This window comes from Micromonospora sp. NPDC051296, assembly GCF_040682255.1.
GTDB lineage: Bacteria > Actinomycetota > Actinomycetes > Mycobacteriales > Micromonosporaceae > Micromonospora > Micromonospora craterilacus.
This window is the reverse complement of the sequence record NZ_JBFBAO010000453.1, coordinates 1756-4829: the sequence shown is the minus strand read 5'-3', so window position 1 is coordinate 4829 and position 3074 is coordinate 1756. Positions and strand designations below refer to the sequence as shown.

Annotated in this window: 3 protein-coding genes; 1 reads left to right on the top strand and 2 read right to left on the bottom strand. The window is 73.1% G+C overall.

The features are described from left to right. Positions 1–611, bottom strand: a 611-nt coding sequence (locus tag AB0M52_RS30610) for a hypothetical protein (protein WP_363960922.1), incomplete at its 3' end; no start/stop codon positions are given. A gap of 163 nt (positions 612–774) precedes the next feature. Here AB0M52_RS30610 and AB0M52_RS30605 point away from each other — a divergent pair. Further along, on the top strand, positions 775–1974 hold the full coding sequence (locus AB0M52_RS30605) for an arginine deiminase (RefSeq protein ID WP_363960920.1): 1200 nt from the start codon (positions 775–777) through the stop codon (positions 1972–1974). A 62-nt stretch (positions 1975–2036) separates the two neighbouring features. On the opposite strand, the gene AB0M52_RS30600 is transcribed toward AB0M52_RS30605, so the two are convergent. Continuing rightward, positions 2037–2921 (bottom strand): DUF5926 family protein, encoded by an 885-nt coding sequence (locus tag AB0M52_RS30600; protein WP_363960918.1) that lies wholly within the window; start codon positions 2919–2921, stop codon positions 2037–2039. Between the last annotated feature and the right edge of the window lie 153 nt (positions 2922–3074).

Sequence of the window (3074 nt, the reverse complement as noted above, 5' to 3'; positions counted from 1 at the left end):
GTGGCCGGACTGATCCGGTTGCCACCGGCGACGAGCAGCCGGTCCAGCTCCCGGTGGGTCGCCATGAGGCAGTCCTTGGGGAGGCCGTAGACGCTGATGACGCCGGAGCCCACGAAGGTGAGCACCGGCGTCACCGGGATCGGGTGGCCGACCGCCGTGGTGAGCGCCTTACTGGCGCGTCTGGCATCGCGGCGGGCCTCGGCCACGTACGGCGGGCGCTTGCCGTTGATCTGCACCACGTCCCCGGCGACCAGGACCCGGGCCCGGCCGTGGTCGGCGATGGTGACGGCGAACAGGCCGCTCGGGCCGATGGCCAGGAACCCGGCGTGGTTGTCGTCGCTGTCATCGAGCAGAGCGTCGGCGGCCTCCGTGCGCGGCCAGTCGATGACGTGCCACGCCGGCCCGAGGTGGTCGAGCTGGCCGAGCGCGCGGGCACCGGCCGCCTCCAGCCGCCGGGCACCCCGCTCGGCTCGGCGACGGCGAGCCCACTCCAGTGGGGACGGACGAGGGGCCGCGATCACCCCTGGCGCCTCCACCCTGGGGTGCGGCACCGCCACGGGCGGCAGCGCCCGGGCGGACGGTACGGCTCGACGAGCGGGGAAGACAGTCATCGCGACCTCCGGCAAAAGGTCCCTCGAAGTTACGTTCTCACTACCCTACGTTGCTGGTCCCGGTACTCGGCAAGCCGGAGCGCCGGAATGACTGTGGATGAATGCCATATTCACCCGGAGTTGTTTTACCGGATGCCGCCAAACCCTGCCCTACGCTGCGAGAGTGACCCACTACGTGGACAGTGAGGTCGGTCGGCTCGGCACCGTGCTGTTGCACCGGCCGGGGCCGGAACTCGCCCGGCTCACCCCGCGCAACAACGACTCCCTGCTGTTCGACGCGATCCCGTGGGTGGGCCGCGCGCAGGAGGAGCACGACGCCTTCGCCGGCGCGCTGCGCGAGCGCGGCGTCGAGGTGCTCTACCTGACCGACCTGCTCACCGAAGCACTGGCCGCGCCGGACGCCCGGGCCGAACTGACCGAGCAGGTGCTCAGCTCGCCCCGGCTCGGTGACGCCCTGCGCGCCCGGGTCGGCGCGCACCTGACGTACCTCGACCCGGCCGCGCTCGCCGGCGTCCTCATCGCCGGCCTGGCCCACGAGGAACTGCGGCTCGGCGGGGGCCGGGGTGGCGGCCTGGTCTACACCCTGATGGACCGGCACGACTTCGTCATCGACCCGCTGCCGAACCTCCTGTTCACCCGCGACTCGTCACTGTGGATCGGCGACCGGGTGGGGGTGACCAGCCTGGCCATGCCCGCCCGGCGGCGGGAGACCACGCTGACCGACGCGATCTACCGGCATCACCCGCGGTTCGCCGGCACCGAGTTCGTCTACCGGCCCGGGCTGGAGCATCTGGAGGGCGGCGACGTACTGCTCCTGGCACCGGGGGTGCTGGCCGTCGGGGTGGGCGAGCGGACCACCCCGGCCGGTGCCGAACGGCTGGCCCGTCGGGTCTTCGCGGCGGGGCTCGCGCACACCATCCTCGTCGTGCCGATCGCCCAGGAACGGGCGACCATGCACCTGGACACCGTGTGCACGATGGTCGATACCGACGCGGTGCTGATGTACCCGAACATCGCCAGCACGCTATCGGCGTACACGGTGATCGCCGGCGCGGAGGGCGACGACCCGCGGGTCGACGGCCCGGCGCCGTTCCTACGGGCCGCCGCCGACGCGATGGACCTGGACCAGCTCCGGGTGATCGACACCGGGCTCGACCCGGTGACCGCCGAGCGGGAACAGTGGGACGACGGCAACAACACCCTGGCGCTGGCACCCCGGCTCTGCGTCGGCTACGAGCGCAACGTCGAGACCAACGCGCAACTGGAGCGGGCCGGCATCGAGGTCATCCCGATCGCCGGCTCCGAGCTGGGCTCGGGCCGCGGTGGCCCCCGCTGCATGTCCTGCCCGCTGCTGAGGGAGTAAGGAAGGGCCCCTTCTTAACGCCTGAGGTAGAGCAAGGGCCCCTTCTTAACACCGGTCTACGGTCAGCGCAGGGTGAGCTGGCGGCCGAGTAGACCCTGCCGGGATCGCCGGGCCGCCGCGTCGAGCGGTCCGGCCTCCGCCAGGGCGTCGGCGTACCGCTTGGCGAAGTCGGCCACCGGGTCCTCCCAGTCGCCGGCCGGGGCGTCCTCGGGCAGGTCCCACACCGGCACCAGCCGCCCGTGGGCGCGGAACATGCCGGCGAACTTCGTCCCCTCGCCGAGGGGCAGCGAGCCGGCCGCGCCCAGCCGGGCCAGCGCGTCCAGGGCGGCCTCCTCGGGCTCGGGCAGCACCCAGCGCACATGGGCCTTCTCCGGCACCCGGCACCAGTACGCCGCCCGCGCGGCAGCCAGCCGCACGGTGGGATAGATCGCCGCGTTGGCCCGTTCCAGGGACGCCTGCACGGTCGGGTCGTCGGCGGCCTCGGGGACCAGCCAGAACTCGAAGCCCTCGTGCAGGGTGATCTCCAGTGGGCCGTCGACCAGGATGTCCTGGAGGCGGGGACCAGGGCCGGGCAGCGGTGGCACCGGAACCGGATCACCCGGGGCGACCCGCAGCGCGCAGAGCAGCGACTCGGCGAGATCACGGGAGACGTCGCCGGACTGGAGGTGCCGTTGGAGCCCGACGAAGATGTGCCCGTCCGTCCGGCTCATCGCAGGAGCGGCCATCGGCAGCACCGTGGCCAGCGTGACCGGCCGGTCGCCGTACTCCTCCACCAGCGCCGGGGTGAGGCGCAGCGGCGCGGAGGCGGCGGGGACCAGCTCCCGCAGGGCGATCCACTCCGGCTCGTCGGTAAGCCCCTCGAAGGGTCGGGGGACGAAGACGTCCCGCACCCGCTCCCGCTTGGCGGTCGGTGCGGCGGCCCGCTGGTTCTTTCGACGCTTGCTCACGGCGACACAGCCTAGAGGCCTCGACAAGCCGGTGGGGGCAGGACCCGCCCCCTACCGTGGCATCCGGCCGCCGCGGGCGGGCCGGTGCCGCTGGTGACCCGGGCTCAGCTGGCGGCCACCAGGCCCGGCCGGTCGGGGACGGGGTCGAAGTCG